Annotated in this window: 18 protein-coding genes; 16 read left to right on the top strand and 2 right to left on the bottom strand. The window is 41.3% G+C overall.

Features of this window, described 5'->3' with window-relative positions:
• The first annotated feature begins 9 nt into the window (after positions 1 to 9).
• From BLP87_RS02235 to BLP87_RS02190, 10 genes are all read left to right on the top strand, one after another.
• Complete coding sequence (locus tag BLP87_RS02235) at positions 10 to 462, top strand: 4Fe-4S dicluster domain-containing protein (RefSeq protein ID WP_074461246.1); 453 nt, start codon at positions 10 to 12, stop codon at positions 460 to 462.
• Entirely contained in the window at positions 462 to 2,843 is a 2,382-nt protein-coding gene (gene hypF, locus BLP87_RS02230; protein ID WP_074461245.1) for a carbamoyltransferase HypF, read from the top strand. Before BLP87_RS02235 ends, hypF begins: the two co-directional genes overlap by 1 nt.
• 2 nt (positions 2,844 to 2,845) lie before the next feature.
• Positions 2,846 to 3,064 (top strand): HypC/HybG/HupF family hydrogenase formation chaperone, encoded by a 219-nt coding sequence (locus BLP87_RS02225; protein ID WP_074461244.1) that lies wholly within the window; start codon positions 2,846 to 2,848, stop codon positions 3,062 to 3,064.
• 1 nt (position 3,065) lies between these two features.
• Positions 3,066 to 4,112 carry a hydrogenase formation protein HypD gene (gene hypD, locus BLP87_RS02220; protein WP_074461243.1) on the top strand — a complete coding sequence of 349 codons (1,047 nt, stop codon included), beginning with the start codon at positions 3,066 to 3,068 and terminating at the stop codon, positions 4,110 to 4,112.
• A 30-nt stretch (positions 4,113 to 4,142) separates the two neighbouring features.
• On the top strand, positions 4,143 to 5,153 hold the full coding sequence (hypE, locus tag BLP87_RS02215; RefSeq protein ID WP_074461242.1) for a hydrogenase expression/formation protein HypE: 1,011 nt from the start codon (positions 4,143 to 4,145) through the stop codon (positions 5,151 to 5,153).
• A gap of 50 nt (positions 5,154 to 5,203) precedes the next feature.
• Positions 5,204 to 6,052, top strand: a complete 849-nt coding sequence (locus tag BLP87_RS02210) for an adaptor protein MecA (protein ID WP_074461241.1) — start codon at positions 5,204 to 5,206, stop codon at positions 6,050 to 6,052.
• Positions 6,053 to 6,148: 96 nt separating this feature from the next.
• Complete coding sequence (locus BLP87_RS02205) at positions 6,149 to 6,859, top strand: pseudouridine synthase (RefSeq protein WP_176756588.1); 711 nt, start codon at positions 6,149 to 6,151, stop codon at positions 6,857 to 6,859.
• 67 nt (positions 6,860 to 6,926) lie between these two features.
• Positions 6,927 to 8,969 (top strand): NAD-dependent DNA ligase LigA, encoded by a 2,043-nt coding sequence (gene ligA, locus BLP87_RS02200; protein ID WP_074461240.1) that lies wholly within the window; start codon positions 6,927 to 6,929, stop codon positions 8,967 to 8,969.
• Positions 8,959 to 9,936 (top strand): homoserine O-acetyltransferase MetA, encoded by a 978-nt coding sequence (metA, locus tag BLP87_RS02195; RefSeq protein WP_074461239.1) that lies wholly within the window; start codon positions 8,959 to 8,961, stop codon positions 9,934 to 9,936. Before ligA ends, metA begins: the two co-directional genes overlap by 11 nt.
• Positions 9,937 to 10,050: 114 nt before the next feature.
• On the top strand, positions 10,051 to 10,536 hold the full coding sequence (locus BLP87_RS02190; RefSeq protein WP_074461238.1) for a hypothetical protein: 486 nt from the start codon (positions 10,051 to 10,053) through the stop codon (positions 10,534 to 10,536).
• A 115-nt stretch (positions 10,537 to 10,651) separates the two neighbouring features.
• Here BLP87_RS02190 and BLP87_RS02185 read toward each other — a convergent pair whose 3' ends face one another.
• Positions 10,652 to 14,905 carry a 2-hydroxyacyl-CoA dehydratase gene (locus BLP87_RS02185; protein ID WP_074461237.1) on the bottom strand — a complete coding sequence of 1,418 codons (4,254 nt, stop codon included), beginning with the start codon at positions 14,903 to 14,905 and terminating at the stop codon, positions 10,652 to 10,654.
• A gap of 179 nt (positions 14,906 to 15,084) precedes the next feature.
• Here BLP87_RS02185 and BLP87_RS02180 point away from each other — a divergent pair, with 179 nt between their 5' ends.
• From BLP87_RS02180 to BLP87_RS02165, 4 genes are all read left to right on the top strand, one after another.
• Positions 15,085 to 15,993: a hypothetical protein gene (locus tag BLP87_RS02180; protein WP_074461236.1), complete on the top strand. Its 909-nt coding sequence runs from the start codon at positions 15,085 to 15,087 to the stop codon at positions 15,991 to 15,993.
• Positions 15,994 to 16,075: 82 nt separating this feature from the next.
• Positions 16,076 to 16,954, top strand: a complete 879-nt coding sequence (locus BLP87_RS02175; RefSeq protein WP_074461235.1) for a rhomboid family protein — start codon at positions 16,076 to 16,078, stop codon at positions 16,952 to 16,954.
• Between the two features lie 7 nt (positions 16,955 to 16,961).
• A complete protein-coding gene (locus tag BLP87_RS02170; RefSeq protein ID WP_074461234.1) occupies positions 16,962 to 17,729 on the top strand; it encodes an RNA polymerase sigma factor region1.1 domain-containing protein in 768 nt (255 codons plus the stop codon).
• Positions 17,726 to 18,142: a hypothetical protein gene (locus tag BLP87_RS02165; protein ID WP_074461233.1), complete on the top strand. Its 417-nt coding sequence runs from the start codon at positions 17,726 to 17,728 to the stop codon at positions 18,140 to 18,142. Before BLP87_RS02170 ends, BLP87_RS02165 begins: the two co-directional genes overlap by 4 nt.
• Positions 18,143 to 18,262: 120 nt before the next feature.
• On the opposite strand, the gene rpmB is transcribed toward BLP87_RS02165, so the two are convergent.
• Complete coding sequence (gene rpmB / locus BLP87_RS02160; protein WP_026512990.1) at positions 18,263 to 18,448, bottom strand: 50S ribosomal protein L28; 186 nt, start codon at positions 18,446 to 18,448, stop codon at positions 18,263 to 18,265.
• Positions 18,449 to 18,669: 221 nt separating this feature from the next.
• Here rpmB and BLP87_RS02155 point away from each other — a divergent pair, with 221 nt between their 5' ends.
• Positions 18,670 to 19,032: an Asp23/Gls24 family envelope stress response protein gene (locus BLP87_RS02155; RefSeq protein ID WP_026654842.1), complete on the top strand. Its 363-nt coding sequence runs from the start codon at positions 18,670 to 18,672 to the stop codon at positions 19,030 to 19,032.
• Positions 19,033 to 19,065: 33 nt separating this feature from the next.
• On the top strand, positions 19,066 to 20,949 hold the full coding sequence (locus tag BLP87_RS02150; protein WP_074461232.1) for a DAK2 domain-containing protein: 1,884 nt from the start codon (positions 19,066 to 19,068) through the stop codon (positions 20,947 to 20,949).
• Positions 20,950 to 20,990: the final 41 nt, after the last annotated feature.

Here is a 20,990-nt window from a genome sequence, read left to right as displayed (position 1 = left end):
GAGATTGAAATGGCAATTGTAAGTTTTAAAAATACAATTTTAAAGAACCTTTTTTCAAAGCCATATACCAGAAAAACCGAGAAAGAGTTTCCGGAAGGAACAAGAGGACATGTTGAGAATGACATGGATCTGTGTATCCTTTGCGGTCTTTGTTCCATAAAGTGTCCGACTCATGCCATAACGGTCGATAAGGTGGAAAAAACTTGGAACATCAGACCTATGAGCTGCATCCAGTGCAGATGCTGCGTGGACAGCTGTCCCAAGAAATCTCTTTCTATGGGAACAAGGTTCCAGGAACCCGGCAGTGAAAAGGTTGTAAAATCGTTTAAGCAGTCCGAGAAGGCTATTGCCGCTCAGGAAGCTCTTATGAAAGCTGCAAAAGAAAGAGCTGCCGCTGCAGCCAAAGCAAAGGCTGAAAAGGATGCTCAGGATAAAGCAGCACAGGAAAAAGAAAACAAATAATGATTCTTTTGATCAAAGTAAAAGGGGCGGTACAAGGAGTAGGATATCGCCCCTTTATTGCTAAGAAAGCAACTGAATACGGATTAAAAGGCTATGTCAAAAACATAGGAGCAGCTGTAGAGATTCTTGTAGAGGGAGATAAAGAAAAGCTCGATGCTTTTTCAGATCTTCTGAAAAAAGAATATCCTGCGGGTGCTTTTATTTTAGATGTCGAGATTTCTGAGAAGAATGAAGAAACGGTTGATCTTAAGGACTTTTCCATTGTTGAGAGTTCAGATATCGACCTTTCATCCGAACTTCCGGTTTTTCTTCCGGATATCGGAATCTGCGACGATTGTCTTAATGAAATGCTTGATCCGGGTGACAAAAGATACGGATATCCGCTTATAAGCTGCGCGGTATGCGGACCGAGAATAAGCATAGCCGATGCGCTTCCTTATGACAGGGACAATACGGCGATGAAGCCTTTTAAAATGTGTCCTTCCTGCAAAGCCGATTATGTAAACGGAAGACGCAGGCATGCTCAGACGGTCTCATGCTTCGACTGCGGTCCTCAGCTCATCTTAAAGTATGAAGAAAACGGAGAGATGATTTCTATAGATAAAAAGGATTCTGTCAATAAAGCAATCGGGCTTCTTCAAAAAGGCAAAATTTTGGGCATAAAAGGCGTTTCCGGTTATCAGCTTATCTGTTTACCTCAAAGTGCTGCGGCAGCTCGTTTAAGGGAAATAAAAGGGCGTGAGAGCAAACCTTTTGCAATTATGTTTGCAGATTCTCAGACAGCAAGAGAATATTGCAGATTAAGCTCTTTTGAAGAAAAAATATTAAATTACTCCGCAAGGCCGATAGTTCTTCTTGATAAGATAAAAGATTTTCCCAAGGAAGTATGCGGAGACAGCGACTATATCGGAGCATTCCTTCCGTCTGCCGGAATACACAGGCTTTTATGTGATGCTTTGGGCCCGCTTATTGTAACAAGCGCGAACAGATCGGGCGAACCTATTGTAACAGAAGATGATGATTTTACCGGGAAATTTTTTGACCGTAATAAATTCAAAAACTGTGAGGATGAAAAGATCAATACGGAAGTTCACGAAAATCATTGCGTCGACGGTGTTCTTTGGCATGAGCGAAGGATAAACATGGCGCAGGATGATTCGGTTGTTTTTGCATGCAGAGCATTTAATGAAAGCTCTAATGAAAGTATTGATATAAGTTCTTTTGAAAATGACAAAGCTCTTTTTATCAGGAAATCGCGCGGCTATGTTCCGCTTCCTCTTATATTAAAAGGCGTTAGCGGCTGTGAAAAGTCCGTTCTTTCCTTGGGTGGTGATTTAAAGAGCACTTTTTCTTTCGGGAAAAAAGACAGGATAATCATATCACAGTACATCGGTGATCTGGAAGAAGTCGGATGTTTTGATAATTTCAAAGACTATATCGAAAGATATATGAAGCTCTATCATATAAAGCCTGAAATGATCGTATGTGATATGCATCCCAAGTATCATTCGGCCAAATATGCGGAGAAGCTTGCGAAAAATATGAATATTCCGATATATAAGATACAGCATCATCACGCTCATGCATTGTCTGTAATGGCTGAGTATTCGTTAAAGAGCTGCATCGGAGTTTCACTTGACGGAACGGGATACGGAACAGACGGTAAGATCTGGGGCGGAGAGTTTTTACTATGTAACAATACCGAGTTTACAAGGGCCGGTCATCTTTCATATGTCAAACTATGCGGCGGTGATAAGGCTTCTGTTAACTCAGAGCTTGTCAAAGAATGTTATGAATATGCATCGGATGAAGAAAGCGCTGAAAGCACCGGTATCAATCCGCTTATAAAGGCGGCTCTTTCAAATAATATAAATACATTTGAAACTTCAAGCACGGGAAGATTGTTTGACTGTATATGTGCGCTTCTTGAGATAAAAAAAGAAAACTCCTATGAAGGTGAGTGCGCGATACTTCTTGAAAAAGCCGCGCGAAGGGGAGAAAATTTGAATAAGCCGGTCTTTTCATTTAAGATAGATGAATCGGAAGGTATGATCGTTGCAGATCAGATACAGCTATTTAATGATGTAAAAGATGCATATGAGAGCGGCAGATATGAAAAAGAGGCCGTTGCTTATGCTTTTCACTCGGCACTTTCTGAAGCTATTGCAAGAATCTGCCATATTATAAGAGATAAAAACAGCGAAAATAATGTATGTCTTTCAGGAGGCGTATTTGCTAACAGGATTTTACTCGAAAAGACTGTAAGTGCGCTTAAGGAAGACGGATTTTTGGTATATATAAATGAGTTTGTTCCTGCGGGAGATGCGGGAATTTCGCTCGGGCAGGCTTACTATGGCCTGCTGTCGCAGAAAGAGGTGTAAAGATGTGCGTTGCGATACCGGGAAGAGTTATAAGTATTGACGGAAGGAAGGCCACCGTTGATTTTAGCGGAAATACTGTTATTGCAGACGCCGGACTTGTTGATACAAAAGTCGGCGACAGAGTCCTTGTTCATGCGGGATGTATCATCCAGACGATGAATGATGAACTTGCCGATGAAGTTGAAAGTCTTATGAAAGAAATCGAGGATTTAAGTAACTGATATGGCAGATTTTGATATAAAAATGATTGCTGAAGAACTTAAAAACTATGACGGCGAAGAAGTCAGGATCATGGAAGTTTGCGGAACCCACACCGCAGCCATATCCGAAAACGGTATTCCTTCCATGCTCTCTGAAAAGATAAAGCTTATCTCGGGGCCGGGATGCCCTGTCTGCGTAACCGTTACGGCGGTTATCGATAAGCTGATCGAATTGTCGATGCGAAGCGATACGGTTGTTCTTACATTCGGAGATCTTATAAGAGTCAAAGGGACTTTTAAGTCACTCGCAGAGGCAAAAGGCGAGGGCGCCAACGTAAAGATGGTCTATTCGCCTATGGAAACGGTAAAGCTTGCAAAGGAAGATCCTTCTCACACATATGTGTTTGCGGCTATCGGCTTTGAGACTACAACTCCCGTATATGCAACTGTCTTGGAAGAAGCTGTAAAAAATAATCTGAATAATTTAAAACTTCTCACATCCTTAAAGACCATGCCTGAAGTTATAAGATTTGTTGTCAAGAACGGCGGCGGAGTTGACGGATTCATAGCTCCGGGACACGTTGCGACGATCACGGGAAGCAATATTTACAAAGAACTTTCAAAGGAGCTTCAGATACCCTTTGTCGTATCCGGATTTGAGGGAACACAGCTTCTTTTGACCATATATTCTCTTGTAAAAATGAAGGGAAAAGGCGGTTTTAAGAATCTGTATAAGAGCGCTGTTAGAGAAGAAGGCAATATTAAGGCAAAAGAAATTATCCAAAAGTTTTTTGAGCCTTCGGATGCATCGTGGCGAGGCATGGGAAAAATTCCCGGTTCCGGACTTATACTCAGGGAAGAATACAGAAAGTTTGATGCCGGAAGCGATATGCTCGATGAGGACAATATGCCTCCGGGATGCAGATGCGCGGATGTTCTTGTAGGAAAGATAAAACCGGCCGACTGTCCTTTGTTCGGTAAGAAGTGTACGCCCGATACGGCTCACGGAGCCTGCATGGTATCGACAGAGGGAAGCTGCTATAATTATTTCATTTCAGGCAGAAGATAAGATCACATTACAATATGAAAGAGGCGGGATATGAAGGTAACAATGGCGCACGGAAGCGGCGGAGAGTCAACTTCCGGACTTATAAAAAATGTTTTTGCCAAATATTTTAATAATGATATATTAAACAGACTCGAAGACTCTGCGGTTGTTCCGGGAAATTCAAGGCTTGCGATGACAACAGACAGTTTTGTTGTAACACCGATCGAATTTCCGGGAGGCAATATCGGAAGACTTTCTGTCTGCGGAACCGTAAACGATCTACTTATGAGCGGATCAAAGCCCATGTATATCACATGCGGTTTTATCCTTGAAGAGGGACTTGATCTGGATGATCTTGAAAGACAGGTCAAAGCACTTTCCGAGTGCGCAAAAGAGGCCGGAGTAACGATAGTTACTGGAGATACTAAGGTTATCGAAAACAGAGGCGGAGAGCCGGGGCTTATAATCAATACTTCCGGAGTCGGCTTTATTCCCGACGGTTCTGAGGCTATCGGTCCTTCCAATCTTAAGGATGGTGATGTCATCATTCTTTCAGGAAATCTCGGAGATCATCATGCGGCCATTCTTTCAAAAAGAATGGGAATCGAAAATAATATACAGTCCGATGCGGCACCTTTAACAGAGGCTGTCGGAAATCTTATGGCGCAGAAAATAAGAGTTCATGCTATGAGAGATGTTACAAGAGGCGGACTTGGCACTGTTTTAAATGAGTTTGCGGAAAGCTCGGATTGTGAAATAGACCTTTATGAAGAAAAGCTCCCCGTATCTTCTGAAGTAAGAGATTTTTGCGGACTTCTCGGACTGGACCCGATATATATGGGTAATGAAGGCAAGTTTGTTCTCAGTGTTCACGCGGATGATGCTAAAAAGGCACTTTCAATAATTCGTGGTTCAAAATACTGCGAAAATGCAGTGGTTATCGGCGAAGTCAAAAAAAATAATCGCGCTGTTGATATGCACAGAGTCATATTAAATACTGCAATAGGCGGTAAAAGAGTGGTTGGCCTAATGTACGGAGAGGGTCTTCCAAGAATCTGTTAAATGTTGTAAAATAGTTATGCTGTGCAATCGTATATATGCGAGGTAGATTAATGGAATTTAAGAGAATCAATAAAGATACCGTCAACTGTATCATCACCGAAGATGATATGGATGAACAGGGAATAAAGCTTGAAGACCTTTTTGAAAAGAAAAAAGAGGCACTGGATTTTTTACATGATGTTATGCTTAAGGCACAGGAAGAAGTTGACTATAAGCCGACAGGTTCTTTTATGCCGCTTCAGATAACTGTTTTACCGGATCATTCGATTTCACTTACTCTTTCCGAAAATGCATCGGCTTCATTCGGGGAAATCTTGAGAAATCTTACTGAGAAGGCGGGAGTCAATATTCCAAAGAACGTTCTTGAGGATATTGGAGATGCAGTTGATGAAGACAGACTTTCAAGGCTTAATGATTACCTTAAGAGTCTTAAGAATCTGACCAATTCAATGAAGAATATAATAAATAAAGAATCCGTACCTATAAATGTAAACGGATCTGCCGATAAGAACAAGAATCTTGCCGACAGTCTTTCTGTCGGTGCAAAGAGAAAAGCGGAGAATCCCCGTATTCACAACGAGGAGAATCTCAAGCAGCTTCAGTTCAGCGAATTTGTATTTTGCTTTGACAGCTTCAGGGAAGTCAAAAAATTCTGTGTCAAAGCACCTGTCGATAACAATATCTGCAGCACATTGTACAAGGATGCTGAAAACGGAAAGTATTTTCTTGATATCAGAAGAGGCGACGAAGATACCAAGAAATTCGCTTCGCTGTTTACAATGGCTTATGAATTTGGACACTTCCAGTGTTCGGCACCACAGGCCATCTCATTTATCAGAGAGAGCTATGAGTGCATAATCAAGGAAAATGCGATAAATCATCTTGCAGAGATGTTTTAAACGGAAAAAAGAGTTTTGTATACAAAGCTCTTTTTTAATTGAATGAATAGGAAAATTCGTTGAAAATCCTATCAGTGTATTTAATCTGAGGTGATAATGAGGCTTAACAAGTATATTGCCTCCTGCGGTATATGCTCAAGGAGAGAAGCTGATAAGCTTATAGAAGATAACAGAATAACGATAGGCGGCGTTGTTGCAACGTGTGGTGCGCAGGTTAATGAAGGAGATGTGGTCTGCTTCGACGGAAAAGAAATTCATCCCCAAAGCGACAGGATTGTTCTTGCTTACTATAAACCTGTAGGTGTTGTATGCACGGAAAGTGATGTTCATGCCAAGAAAACGGTAATAGAAGACCTCGGATATAAAGAGCGCGTGACCTATGCGGGACGCCTCGACAAAGATTCCGAGGGACTTCTTATAATGTCAAACGACGGCGATCTTATAAATTCAATGATGAGAGCCGCAAACAAACATGAGAAAGAATATGAAGTCACGGTAAATAAGCCTGTGACGGGTGATTTTATAAATGATATGTCGGGCGGAGTTTTTTTGCGTGAGCTCGGTGTCAGGACAAGGAAGTGCAAGGTCTCCAAGACAGGGAAAAGATCTTTTGACATAATACTCACACAGGGGCTTAACAGGCAGATACGGCGAATGTGCGAAGAACTCGGATATGAAGTTGTTACACTTAAAAGAGTTCGCGTAATGAGTGTTAAGCTTAGCGATTATAATCTTAAACCCGGAGAATATGCGCAGCTTTCCGATGAGGCCAAAAAACAACTGTACAGTGAAGCCGGAGTTAAATAGTTTGACCATATTCATGCATTTGCTGATATAATGAGGTTTATAGATTTTTTAATTCGGGGAGTGTTGTATGTCATTAAATCAAGATACAGATTTGATAAAAAAAGAGTATGAGGGGCTTGTTAAGACAATAAAGTATCATATGGATCTTTATTACAATCAGGACGAACCTGAGATTTCCGACTATGAGTACGATATGATGATGAAAAGGCTCAAGGAGATCGAGAAGGAGCATCCTGAATTTGTAAAGAAGGACTCGCCAAGCAGGATAGTTGGCGGAGTTGCCAAGAGAGAAGCGGGAGTTAAGATCACGCACAATGTCCCGATGCTTTCTATAGAGGATGTCTTTAGCAAGGAAGAAGTTAGTGAATGGATCGGAAAAGTAACGGCAAGACACAGTGATGCTGTTTTTTCCGTTGAGCAAAAGATTGACGGGCTAAGCCTGTCACTTAGATATAACAGAGATGAAAGTGATGGAAAGCTTCATCTTAAGACTGCGGAAACAAGAGGCGACGGCTATATCGGCGAAGATGTTACGGAAAACGCCCTTGTTATTCCTGATGTAAAAAAAGTGATCGATCTTCCCTATGAGTATCTTGAGCTCAGAGGCGAAGTTTATATGTCTCACGAAGATTTTGACAAGTATAACGAGATACAGGAAAAGCTTGGGAAAAAGCTTGCCGCAAATCCGAGAAATCTTGCTGCCGGAACGCTCAGACAGCTCGATCCGCAGGTGACCAAAGAAAGAGGTCTTCGAATGTTTGTATTTAACGTTCAGGACGGCCCGGCGGAGGTAAAGAGCTCACATGTTGAAGGTCTGGATATCCTTGAAAAAGCAGGCGTTAAGACTGTTTATCACAGAGCTTGCGGTTCAGCGGATGAAGTTATCTCAGCCATCGATGATATCGGCAACATGAGAGAAAATCTTGATTTCGACCTTGACGGCGCCGTTATCAAGATCGATACAACTTCTTGGAGAGAGGAATTCTCAACAAGCTCCAAGTATTCAAGCGGACATATCGCATACAAGTATCCGCCTGAAGAAAGAGTTGTTGTTATGGATGAGATCCTTGTCGATGTCGGAAGAACCGGAAAGCTTACGTTTACAGGAAGTTTCCATGACAAAGAAACAGGGAAGGCTGCGAGACTTTGCGGAACAAGTGTATCCAGAGCAACGCTTCACAACCAGGACTACATAAACGAAATGCAGGTCGGGATCGGCGGTGAGTACAAGCTGTTTAAGAGCGGAGAGATCATTCCGAAGTTAAACGGCTGCGTAAAAGCGCCTGATGAAGTTTATAAAGCACCGAAAACCTGTCCTGTGTGCGGAGGCGTGCTTGTAAGAGAGGAAGATACCGCTGATATCAGATGTATCAATCCTATCTGCCCAGCGCAGGTTACCAGAACGATCGCGTATTTTACATCAAGAGATGCCATGAATATTATGGGACTTGGCGATACGCTTGTTGATGCGCTTGTTTCCGGCGGATATCTCAATAACTACGCGGATATTTACAGCCTTAACGAGCACCGTGATGAACTTATCGAAAAGGGAATCATCGGAAAAGAGAAAAATACTGACAAGCTTCTCGGTGAGATAGAAAAGTCAAAGTCAAACGATGCGGTCAGACTCCTTACGGGACTTGCTATAAGAAATGTCGGAAAGTCAACGGCACGTGAGATCATGAAGCATTTTGACAATATCATGGATCTTTCCAAAGTTACAAAAGACGGTTTCCTTCAAATTCCGGATATCGGAGAGACGACCGCGGGCGATCTTTATGAGTTCTTCCATGACGAGAAGAATCTTGCGGTCTTATCAAAGATGCAGACCCTCGGAGTAAATATGGAAGCTACAAGAGATGAAGACGCTTCCGATATATTTGCCGGAAAAACTATCGTTGTTACGGGAACGCTGCCTACACTTGGCAGAAAAGAGGCGGAAGAACTTATCGTTAAAAACGGAGGAAAAGCCTCCGGCAGTGTTTCCAAAAAGACAAGTTTTGTTCTTGCGGGTGAAGCGGCAGGCAGTAAGCTTACCAAAGCAAACGATCTTGGTATAAAAGTTATAGACGAAACTGAATTTATGGAGATGATTAAAAATGCCAATTAAAATACAGAATGATTTACCTGCCAGAGAGATTCTTGAAAAAGAAAATATATTTGTGGTAGATGAAAACAGAGCCTGTCATCAGGACATAAGATCGCTGCAGATATGTATTTTAAATCTGATGCCGTTAAAAGAGGACACCGAGCTTCAGCTTCTGAGGTCAATGTCTAATACACCGCTTCAGATTGATGTTTCTTTTATGCAGATGAGTTCACATCATTCAACGAACACATCGCCCAATCATCTGAATCGTTTTTATAATACATTTGATGAACTTAAAGACAGAACATTTGACGGAATGATCATTACCGGAGCGCCTGTCGAGCAGATGCCTTTCGAAGAGGTTGATTACTGGAAAGAGCTCTGCGAAGTATTTGAATGGACAAAGACAAACGTAACTTCCACATTTCATATCTGTTGGGGCGCACAGGCCGGAATATATTATCATTTCGGAATTGATAAGAAACCTCTTGCAGAAAAGAGATTCGGTATATATGAACACAAAGTCATGAACAGGAAAGTTCCTCTTGTAAGAGGCTTTGACGATGTCTTTAAACTTCCTCATTCAAGACATACAGAGACTCCTTCGGATGCGATCCATGCGTGTGAAGATCTTGTTGTTCTTGCCGAGTCTGAGATTGCCGGAGTGTTCCTTTGTATGAATAAGTCGGGAAGCCAGATCTTTGTGATGGGACATGCGGAATATGACAGGCTGACACTTGATTCCGAGTATAAACGCGATCTGTCAAAGGGACTTGATATCAGGATGCCAATAAATTATTATCCGGACGACGATCCTGCCAATAAGCCGGCTCTACAGTGGAGAAGTCATGCGAATATCTTATATACAAACTGGATCAACTACTATGTATATCAGAATACGCCTTATCAGTGGGGACAGATTCTTGATGAGGAAAAGAGAAAGTTGGCATCAAAAGGGCTTACGCAGCAATGCGTACATACTAAATAGCAAGTCCCGATTGGTTGTAAAATATTCCTAAATAAGTTAAAATATATATGTTGATTCGTTCATATTACTACGATATAGTGCATCGAAAGCGTTAAACGAAAAGGAGAATGCTTTATGGGTCTTGAGCTTGAAAATAATGAAAATGAGATGGAAAAAAAGAGCGATATAAAGAAGAAACCTACCAAAAAGACCAAAGAGATGCTTGAAGAGAATGCAAGGCAGATAGAAGAACTTAAAAATGAGAAAGTTAAACTGAGTGATGTCTTGAACGATCTTGAAAAAGAAGAGGCCGATCTCGGAGAAAAGTCTGCTCTTAAAATGAAAGTCAATCATAGAAAATTTGGCGAAGGACAAGTGATTACACAGGACGGCAAATATATTGAAGTAAAATTCAAGGATGTTGTTAAGAAATTTGTTCTTCCCGGTTGTATTGCCGATAAATATCTTGAAGTTGATGATGAAGATGTCTATAACTATTATGTGAAATGTAATGAGGCTCATAAGAAGCGCATGGAGACGGAGCTCAAGATAAAGTCCGCTACTTACGCCATCCAAAGGCATGAGGATGCGATTGAGAAGCTCAATGCAAAATATAAGTAATATACTTGGGAAAAAAATCCCTTTATCCGGTAGCATTTAATATGGGCATGAAGATAATATAATAACAAAAACACCGTACACCTTTAAGGGGTACGGTGTTTTTGCGTATATGTCATCAGCTTGTTTTTCTGACTTTTTCTTCAACTTTCTTTTGTGCGGTTGAAAGCATCAGCTTGATACGGTTTAGCTGATTAACTTCCGAAGCACCCGGATCGTAGTCTATTGCAACAATGTTACAGCCGGGATAGAGGTGACGCATCTGCTTGATAACACCTTTTCCGACCACATGGTTGGGAAGACATCCAAAAGGCTGAGTACAAACAATATTGCTTGTGCCATTCTTTATAAGTTCGACCATCTCACCTGTAAGGAACCATCCTTCACCTGTCTGATTTCCGATATCTACGATAGGTTTTGCATATTCAACGGTCTCATATATATCGGTAGGCGGATCGAAGTGAACACTCTTTTTGAGAGCCTGCGAAGCACCGCTTCTGAGTTTCTCTATTGCCCATATACCAAGCTTGCACAAAAGAGCTGTTTTCTTGGATGTTCCGATATTCTCTGCTTTGTAGATCTGATTGTAGAAGCAGTAGAGCATGAAATCCATAAGATCCGGAACAACAGCCTCGGCACCTTCATCTTCAAGGAGCTTAACAAGGTGGTTGTTTGCTGCGGGAGCAAATTTAACAAGGATCTCGCCAACGATTCCGACACGAGGTTTTACTTCGTTTGTGACCTCAATCCTGTCAAAGTCCTCAACAATCTGTCTGCACATTTTTTCAAACTTAAAGATACTCGGATGATCTGATGTAACAAACTCTTTGCATCTTTCAAGCCATTTCTCGTGACAGGCATTTACAGAACCCGGAATCCTCTCGTAAGGTCTCATTCTGTAAACACATCTCATAAATATATCGCCGAAGATAACAGCATAAGCAGCCTTTACAAACATCTTGGCATCGATATGGAAGCCCGGATTTGCTTCAAGTTTACTTAAGTTGAGTGAAACTACGGGAATCTGCTCCATTCCGGCTTTTTTAAGAGCACGTCTTATAAAGCTTACATAGTTTGTTGCTCTGCATCCGCCGCCTGTCTGAGACATCATTACGGCAACCTTATCAAGATCGTATTTTCCGGATAAGAGCTCGTCCATAATCTGTCCGACAACCCAAAGTGAAGGGTAGCAGGCGTCATTGTTAACATATTTAAGTCCGACTTCGACCGCGTGTCTGTTGTCATTTTGCATTACGACAAAGTTGTAGCCGCAGGATGCAAAGGCGGGTTCAAGAATGTCAAAGTGAATAGGAGACATCTGAGGACAGAGTATCGTATAATTCTTTCTCATATTCTCATCGAATATCACTCTGTTATGTGCGCTCGATCTGATGGTCCTTTCCTTAATATGCTGCTTGCGGACTCTGATGGCAGCAAGCAGAGATCTTACTCTGATCCTTGCGCTTCCGAGGTTGTTAACTTCGTCAATCTTAAGACATGTATATATCTTATCCGAACCTGCAAGGATATCGTTGACCTGATCTGTTGTAACTGCATCAAGTCCGCATCCGAAGGAGTTTAACTGGATAAGATCAAGATCATCCCTTGTCTTTACAAAGCTTGCAGCAGCATAAAGTCTTGAATGATACATCCACTGATCCGAAACAATAAGAGGTCTCTCAGGTTTTCCGAGGTGCGAAACACTGTCCTCTGTAAGAACTGCGACACCGTATGAGCAGATCATATCAGGAATTCCGTGGTTGATCTCGGGATCTACGTGATAAGGTCTGCCTGCAAGAACGATACCGTGCTTATTGTTTTCTTCCATCCACTTAAGGGTTTCTTCGCCCTTTTTGCGGATATCGTTTCTTGTATTTTCCATTTCATCCCAGCCAAGTTTTGCGGCTTTTATGATCTCGCCGGCCGGAATCTCCGAAAACTCTTTTACAAGTGCATGAGTAGCGGTCTCAAGATCTGTAAATGCCATGAAGGGATTTCTTATCCTGACGTCGCCGTTTGTTATCGCCTCAACATTGTTCTTGATATTCTCGGAATATGAAGTGACGATGGGGCAGTTGTAGTGGTTGGTTGCGCCCTCAACCTCTTTTCTCTCATAGAAAAGACCGGGGTAAAAGATGAAATCAACCTTCTGCTTAATAAGCCACTCGATGTGTCCGTGCGAGATCTTTGCGGGATAACATTCGGACTCACTCGGGATTGACTCAATTCCAAGTTCGTAAATCCGGTGTGTGGACCTCGGTGAAAGTACAACTTTATAACCAAGTTCCGTAAAGAAAGTGAACCAGAAAGGATAGTTCTCATAGAAATTAAGAACTCTGGGTATTCCAACGGTTCCTCTTTTTGCCTTTTCGGCGGAAAGAGGTTCATATTTGAATATTCTCTTATATTTATAGTCAAAAAGATTTGGGATATTGTCGGCATTTTTTACCTTGCCGATTCCGCGCTCACATCTGTTTCCTGATATGTGCTGGCGGCCGCCTGTAAACTTGTTGATCGTAAGTCTACAGTGGTTGGTACATCCCTGACATGTCGTCATGCTTGTCGAATACTCGAGCTTATTGATCTGGTCAATCGACAGCATGGTAGTCTTGTAATCATCTGTTTCAAAAAATCTGTCTCTTGCAATGAGAGCGGCACCGAAAGCGCCCATGATTCCCGCAATGTCGGGACGGATTGCTTCAGCACCCGAAATAATCTCAAACGCACGAAGAACGGCATCATTATAGAAAGTTCCGCCCTGAACCACGATGTGTGAACCGAGGTCCTTTGCATCTGAAACTTTTATAACCTTAAATAAAGCATTCTTGATAACGGAGTATGCAAGACCTGAAGAAATATCGGCAACATCGGCACCTTCTTTCTGAGCCTGCTTAACTCTCGAATTCATAAATACGGTACATCTAGTTCCGAGATCAACTGGAGACTTCGCAAACAAAGCAACTTTAGCAAAGTCCTGAACGCTGTATGACAGAGATTTTGCAAAAGTTTCGATGAAAGAGCCGCAACCCGATGAACAAGCTTCGTTCAACTGCACCGAATCAACGGAGTGGTTCTTGATATGTATACACTTCATATCCTGACCGCCGATATCAAGGATACAGTCAACTTCGGGATCGAAGAAAGCGGCAGCGTTGTAGTGAGCTATCGTCTCAACTTCACCGTCATCAAGTAAAAGCGCAGACTTAAGCAGAGCTTCACCGTAACCTGTAGAGCAAGCTCTTGAAATCTTAACGCCTTCCGGCATAAGCTTATATATTTCCTGAATGGAAGAAATCGCTGTTTTAAGCGGACTTCCGTTATTACTTGAGTAAAAAGAATAGAGCAGATCGCCGTCTTCACTTATAAGAGCACACTTTGTTGTGGTTGAACCGGCATCGATTCCGAGGAAAGCGTTACCTTTATAGTCATCGAGCTTTCTTGTCTTTACCTTGTGACAATCCTGACGTGCTCTGAACTTTTTATAATCGTCTTCATTTTCAAAGAGAGGATCGAGACGTGATACTTCAGCATCCATAACAATCTTATGAGAGAGTTTTTTTATCATCTCATCCATTTCATAAGAAATCTTCTCATCTGCGTTAAGAGCAGAACCGATAGCGGCGAAAAGATGAGAGTTCTCTGTCTCAATCGTATGCTCTTCATCAAGATTAAGTGTCCTTATAAATGCCGCTTTAAGCTGATCGAGGAAGTGAAGCGGTCCTCCGAGAAAAGCAACATGTCCGCGAATAGGCTTTCCGCAGGCAAGACCGGATATTGTCTGATTAACTACCGCCTGAAAAATAGAAGCGGCAAGGTCTTCCTTAGTTGCGCCTTCATTGATGAGCGGCTGAATATCTGACTTGGCAAAAACACCGCATCTTGCTGCAATAGTATAAAGTGAATTGTAATTTTGGGCATACTTATTAAGCCCTGAGGCATCTGTCTGTAAAAGCGACGCCATCTGGTCGATAAAAGAACCTGTACCGCCGGCACAGATTCCATTCATACGCTGTTCTACATTTCCGTCTTCGAAATAAATAATCTTTGCATCTTCTCCGCCGAGCTCGATCGCAACGTCAGTCTTTGGTGCGAGAGTCTTAAGTGAAGTCGATACAGCAATAACTTCCTGAACAAAAGGTACATCAAGATGTTTGGCAAGTGTAAGTCCGCCCGATCCCGTGATAACGGGATGAAGGATGATATTACCTGACTTCTTGCCGGCCTCTTCGAGCAATTCCGCCAGTGTTTCCTGAATGTTTGCGAAGTGCCTTTTATAGTCGGAAAAGATTATATTTCTTTCTTTATCCAATAGAGCTATCTTGACTGTGGTAGATCCGATGTCAATTCCTAAAGTATAGTCGTTAGAAATCATTTTTAACCTCTTCTTATTAATATGCATAATTATATTGATTATAATGCACGAGAGATTAAAAATCAATTTACTGAATCCGATATACGCTGTAATGCTCTGTTTAAGGTCAAACTGTTTATGCTATACTTAGGGGACCGCTGATTAATTCAGCATTTTCCTATATATTCGGAGATTTTGATATGGAAACAGAAATTGACAAGATATTAAAGAAAGAGCAAAAAAGACAAAGGAAAGAAGCAGAGAAAAAACTTGAAAAAGAAAAAGATCGTGCGCGTGAGTGGTGGAATGATGTCACCATGCTGTTCTATGATATTTCAATAGATGCAAATAACAAAAATTATAAAGCTTCGCTCGGAACCGTTATAGTCTCTGATGAGATAAAGACGCAGGCTGCGGAGAAATACGAATCAGATAAGAAGAAAAAGATAATAATGTATTTTATTTATCTTGTAGCCTGCATGATATTTGTGCTGGCGCTTGCCTTATCCGTGTATTTTCAAAATGTTGCCGGGATCTTCTGGTCATCATTATCCATGATCGCGGTCTATTACATAATAAAAGCGTTTGAAAGCAAGCATAAACTCGGCTTGAGAAAATATTTTGAAGAAAAGGATTCCAATAAAGAAAAGCTATATAAAGCAATAGCTCTTTTGGCCAAAGCAAAGGGATGTACCAAGGACGATCTCAATATTTATTTTCTTGGAGGATTTTATAAGAAGAGGTTGAATATCTTAAGTCTTTATCATGAGCAGATTTTGGGCATAATATTTGCGGCAATGCTTTTGCCCGGAATATCTCAGCTTGTGAATGAACGGTATGAATATATTATGATGTCGATATTCACGCTTCCGGGGCTTTCCGATAAGGGTGCCGTGCTTGCCGCCAATGTGCCGCTTCTTGGGATATCGCTGTATGCGGTCTTGTTCTGGTTTATGACACTTACAATATGCATCCTTACACAGCTTCCTGCAAATATACTTATAAATGAGATAACCAAAATGCTGACAACGGATGAACTTTTTTATTTTTTTAAAGATTGTATTTTCGAAGACAGGCTAAAAAAAGCAAATAAGCTTCAGGTAGAATAGCAGTAACAAACACACATGTTTACAATAAATTCTCACAATGTTAAAATCAAAAAATATCAAATAAAAAACAGAGGCTTATCAAATGAACAAATTTTTGAATGATCTTGAGAGAAAAATCGGCAAATATGCGATTGTGAATCTTACAAAGTACATTGTTATGCTGTATGCCGTGGGTTATGTCTTACAGCTTGCACCTCAGAGCGTTAATATAACAAATCTTCTTAATCTTGATCCTTATCTTATACTTAAAGGACAGGTGTGGAGGCTTGTATCTTGGGTGCTCATACCGCCGGGAAGCTTTAGTCTTCTTATTATCATAACATTGATGTTCTACTATTTTGTCGGAAACGGCATGGAGAGGACACTTGGGACATTCAGATACAATGTGTTTATTTTTGGCGGAATGATACTTATGATCATTGCATCTTTTGTTACAATGCTTGTGTATCAAGTATTTTTCGGTATTACAGGTGATGCTCTTGGGATGCTTATGTTCAGATCTTCGGGGGCATTCAGCACGTATTATATCCAGATGATGGTATTTCTTGCTTTTTCGGTTATATACCCGGATATTCAGGTTCTTCTGATGTTCCTCATTCCTATAAAGGTGAGATGGATTGCTATCGCATATGGGATCATTCTTGCATATCAGTGCATCGGAGCGCTTATAAATAAAGATTTTGCGACGTTTTTTGCGATAGCTTCGCAGTTTATCAATCTTTTGCTCTTCTATATGAGTACAGGTAAGCTTAATCATATAAGACCCGGAGAGATCAAGAGAAAAAGAGAATTCAAATCAAGCGTCAAGATGCAGCCAAAGGGAATTACAAGGCATAAATGCGCGGTCTGCGGAAGAACGGAGCAGGACGATCCCAATCTTGAATTCAGATTCTGTTCAAAATGTAACGGAAACTACGAGTATTGTCAGGATCATTTGTTTAATCATGTACATGTAAAGTGAGGCTTAAATGGGAAATTTAGACAACAAGGAAAAAGAATTTGCAGAGACACTTAAAATCGTTACAAGAACAGCGAGAGAGAACAGAAATATCATTTCCAAAGAAGAAGTAATTGAGGCTTTTTCAGATCTCGACCTTTCTTCCGAACAGTTTGAGATGGTATTTGAATATTTGAGAAACCACAAGATAGGTGTAGATGAGCCGGCTCCCGAGACTGAGGATGAGTTTACCGAAGAAGAAAAGAACTATCTCGATGAATATATAAGCAGCTTGGAGCAACTTCCGACTTTTACCGACGGAGAAAAAGAAGCGATCAAAATTGCGGCACTTGCGGGCGAGAGCGATGCAAAATTAAAGCTTATAGATATGTATCTTCCTCTCGTCGTTGACGTAGCAAAGATGTATGCCGATCAGGGCGTATATATCGAGGATCTTATCGGTGAAGGAAACTATGCGCTTACAAGAGGCGTAAATATGCTCGATGCCGTAGGTGAGCCACAGGAAATTGAGAGCTTTTTGTACAAGCTTATGCTTGATGCAATGGAAAATATAATCGAACAGGACCTTGAAGAGGCTGCAGGCGGCCAGAAGGTTGTTAAGCTTGTTCAGGAAGTTGCGGATAAGGCCAAAGAGCTTGCTGACGACCTCAGAAGAAAAGTTACAGTGCAGGAGCTTATGGAAGAGACCGGCTGGGACGAAGATAAGATCAGAACCGCGATCAAGTTCAGCGGCGACAATATAGAAGATCTTGACAGCGGAGAGAAAAAAGAGTCATGAATAACATTGTAAACGATGATGATTTTAAATACTGCATGCAGGATCTTGAGCGAAACTATTTCGGCGCAAGATACAGCTACGACGAGCTTCTTAAGAATGAGATGGTTCCGTTTAAATTCAAGACTATCATTATGAAATATATAAAAGAAGATGTTGATATGGATGTCACTCTTGAAAGTCACTTTTACTATATGACAAAGGAGACTTACGACTACAGAGTCTACAAGCAACTTCGAAGCAGAATAAGAGTTTCTCAGTACAAAGATATGAAGAAACCCGAGAAAGGCTATAAAGAAAAGGTCTATACGATAGAGAGCCTTGTGAAGATCACTCCTGAAGAAAAAGAGCAGATGGGAATGATCGTAAGGGAGCTTATCATATCAAAGCTGGCTCTTTTTGGTTTCAGCATATAATATTGTTTGACGAAATATTTGATTTACAACAGGCGGGAAAATTTCCTGCCTTTTTCATTTGAAGTGCAAAAAAAGAAGCGGGGTAAAAACCTCGCTTCTTACTTTTGGTTTCAAATTCGATTAAGCTCTTTCAACCTTATTTGATCTAAGGCAGCTAGCGCAAACGTGGATTCTCTTTGTGCCGCCGTTAACTTTAACAGCAACGCGGTGAACATTTGAATTCCAAACTCTGTTAGATCTTCTATGAGAATGGCTTACATTGTTACCGAAATGAACGCCTTTGCCACAAATATCACATTTAGCCATTTTGACACCTCCTTATAAGCCATGTTCGTTCAATAGCATATTATTGCATACATCCGCAACATTGATATATTAGCAGAAGAAAAACAGAATTGCAAGCAAAATATACGAAAAAATATGTTGCTAAAAATTATATGGTTTATTTTTCGATAAATTGCTATTATAATACATGTGTATGCTAAAACGGAGCTTCATAGGAGTTCCGAGTATTAAGGAGGATATATATGAAGGCTTCTTCTATGAATACTCACATGGGTAGTATATCTATTGACAACGAAGTTATCGCTCAGTACGCAGGAGCTGTAGCAATGGAGTGCTTCGGTATAGTGGGGATGGCAAACGTTAATGTTAAGGACGGACTTGTGAGTCTTCTTAAGATTGATTCAATGACAAGAGGAATCAATGTTTCTCTTGATGCAAATAACAAACTGATACTTGACTTCCACGTAATTGTTGCTTATGGAGTTAGCATTTCAGCTGTTTCGGATAATTTGATCGACAATGTTAAATACAAGGTTGAAGAATTTACCGGGCTTGAAATCGAGAAGATCAACATCTATATTGAAGGTGTTCGCGTAATTGATTAAGCCAAGCTATCAAGTTCTAGGAGGAATTTTGTTTTGAGTAATAATATAATTGACGCTAAAATGCTGGCTAAGATGTTTTTAAGCGGCGCCAAGAATCTGGAAGCGAAAAAAGAATGGATAAATGAACTCAATGTGTTCCCCGTTCCGGACGGTGATACCGGCACTAACATGACAATGACTATCATGTCGGCTGCCAAAGAGGTTTCAAATTTAGGTGACAATGCTTCCATGGAAGCAATTTGTAAAGCCATTTCTTCAGGCTCACTCAGAGGAGCAAGAGGTAATTCCGGAGTTATTCTTTCTCAGCTTTTAAGAGGATTTACCAAAGTTGTTAAACAGCATGATGAAGTTGATGTGGCAATACTTGCAGAGGCATTTGACAAGGCTGTAGAGACTGCTTATAAGGCAGTTATGAAGCCTAAGGAAGGAACAATCCTTACAGTTGCCAAGGGTGCAGGAGAGAAGGCACACGAACTTGCAGTAGAAGGCACAACGGATATCGCTTATTTCTGCGATGAAGTTATCAAATATGCGGACGAAGTTCTTGCAAAGACTCCCGATATGCTTCCTGTTCTTAAGCAGGCAGGTGTTGTGGATTCAGGAGGACAGGGTCTTGTTCAGGTACTTAAGGGAGCATTTGACGGATTCCTCGGAAAAGAGATCGATCTTTCCATCAGTGAGGAACAGGTTACTCCCGGAGCAAGAGCAAAAGAGTCTGCACAGGAAGAGGTTGATATTAAATTCGGATATTGTACCGAGTTTATAGTTCTTTTGAACAAGCCTCTCAATATTAAACAGGAGATCGATTTCAAGGGATTCCTTGAGTCTATAGGTGACAGTATCGTTCTTGTTGCGGATGATGAGATTTGTAAGGTTCACGTTCATTCAAACGATCCGGGACTTGCGATACAGAGAGCGCTCATGTACGGTCAGCTTTCCAACATGAAAATCGACAACATGAGAATGGAACACAGAGAAAAGCTCTTCCATGAAAACAAAGACGGTTCATGGGCAGAGATAGAGACAGAGATTAACGGAGCTGCAGAGCTCACTCCTACATATGAGCCTGATGACAAGAATATTCCTCTTGCAGGAAAGGTTGATTCTTCAGCTGTTTCCGAAGCTAAGAGTGATAATGCTCCCAAAGCCGATACTTCGGCACAGTCAAATGCTGAGCCTGAAGTAAAAGAAGAGACAAAAGCTCAGGAGCCTGCTCCCGTAGCAGAAGAACCCAAGATGCCCCGTAAGGATGTGGGATTTGTTACCGTTTGTGCGGGCGCAGGTCTTGCAGAGATATTCAGAGGTCTTGGTGTTGACTACGTAATTGAAGGCGGACAGACAATGAACCCCAGTACCGCAGATATTCTTGATGCGGTTGAGAAGGTTAATGCAGATACTGTTATCGTCCTTCCAAACAACAAGAATATTATACTTGCTGCAAATCAGGCAGCCATTATGTCTGAAGATGATGACAGCGACAAGAAGATAATCGTTGTTCCTTCCAAGACTGTTCCTCAGGGTGTTACCGCGATCATCAACTATGTTCCCGATATCCCTGTCGAGGACAATGTTGCGGCAATGACTGAAGCGATAACAACAGTTAAGACAGGTGAAGTTACTTATGCTGTCAGAGACACAGTTATTGATGATGTTCAGATCAGACAAGGTGATTTCATGGGAATCGGCGACTCGGGTATTCTTTCCGTAGGCGTTGATATGTCTGATGTAACATTTGATATGCTCAACAAGATGATGAATGACGATCTTGAACTTATCAGCATATACTACGGTGATGATGTTAAAGAGAGCGATGCAGAGGACCTCAAAAAGAGGATTTCAGATAAATATCCTCAATGTGACGTTGAGCTTCAAAATGGCGGACAGCCAATTTATTACTACGTTATTTCAGCAGAGTAATTATTGTATATACCGGCCGGGCAGTTTAGCCCGGCTTTTCA

Origin of the sequence: Butyrivibrio hungatei (assembly GCF_900101605.1) — a bacterium.
Lineage (GTDB): Bacteria > Bacillota > Clostridia > Lachnospirales > Lachnospiraceae > Butyrivibrio > Butyrivibrio hungatei_B.
This window is presented reverse-complemented; position numbering and strand designations above follow the sequence as displayed.

Bases quoted from the DNA above. Each gene is read 5' to 3' on its own strand.
- metA (WP_074461239.1), top strand. From the start codon at position 8,959: ATGCCAATTAAAATACAGAATGATTTACCTGCCAGAGAGATTCTTGAA.
- hypE (WP_074461242.1), top strand. From the start codon at position 4,143: ATGAAGGTAACAATGGCGCACGGAAGCGGCGGAGAGTCAACTTCCGGA.
- ligA (WP_074461240.1), top strand. From the start codon at position 6,927: ATGTCATTAAATCAAGATACAGATTTGATAAAAAAAGAGTATGAGGGG.
- rpmB (WP_026512990.1), bottom strand. From the start codon at position 18,448: ATGGCTAAATGTGATATTTGTGGCAAAGGCGTTCATTTCGGTAACAAT.
- hypD (WP_074461243.1), top strand. From the start codon at position 3,066: ATGGCAGATTTTGATATAAAAATGATTGCTGAAGAACTTAAAAACTAT.
- BLP87_RS02165 (WP_074461233.1), top strand. From the start codon at position 17,726: ATGAATAACATTGTAAACGATGATGATTTTAAATACTGCATGCAGGAT.
- BLP87_RS02170 (WP_074461234.1), top strand. From the start codon at position 16,962: ATGGGAAATTTAGACAACAAGGAAAAAGAATTTGCAGAGACACTTAAA.
- BLP87_RS02235 (WP_074461246.1), top strand. From the start codon at position 10: ATGGCAATTGTAAGTTTTAAAAATACAATTTTAAAGAACCTTTTTTCA.
- BLP87_RS02205 (WP_176756588.1), top strand. From the start codon at position 6,149: ATGAGGCTTAACAAGTATATTGCCTCCTGCGGTATATGCTCAAGGAGA.
- BLP87_RS02155 (WP_026654842.1), top strand. From the start codon at position 18,670: ATGAAGGCTTCTTCTATGAATACTCACATGGGTAGTATATCTATTGAC.
- BLP87_RS02185 (WP_074461237.1), bottom strand. From the start codon at position 14,905: ATGATTTCTAACGACTATACTTTAGGAATTGACATCGGATCTACCACA.
- BLP87_RS02190 (WP_074461238.1), top strand. From the start codon at position 10,051: ATGGGTCTTGAGCTTGAAAATAATGAAAATGAGATGGAAAAAAAGAGC.
- BLP87_RS02225 (WP_074461244.1), top strand. From the start codon at position 2,846: ATGTGCGTTGCGATACCGGGAAGAGTTATAAGTATTGACGGAAGGAAG.
- BLP87_RS02210 (WP_074461241.1), top strand. From the start codon at position 5,204: ATGGAATTTAAGAGAATCAATAAAGATACCGTCAACTGTATCATCACC.
- BLP87_RS02175 (WP_074461235.1), top strand. From the start codon at position 16,076: ATGAACAAATTTTTGAATGATCTTGAGAGAAAAATCGGCAAATATGCG.
- hypF (WP_074461245.1), top strand. From the start codon at position 462: ATGATTCTTTTGATCAAAGTAAAAGGGGCGGTACAAGGAGTAGGATAT.
- BLP87_RS02180 (WP_074461236.1), top strand. From the start codon at position 15,085: ATGGAAACAGAAATTGACAAGATATTAAAGAAAGAGCAAAAAAGACAA.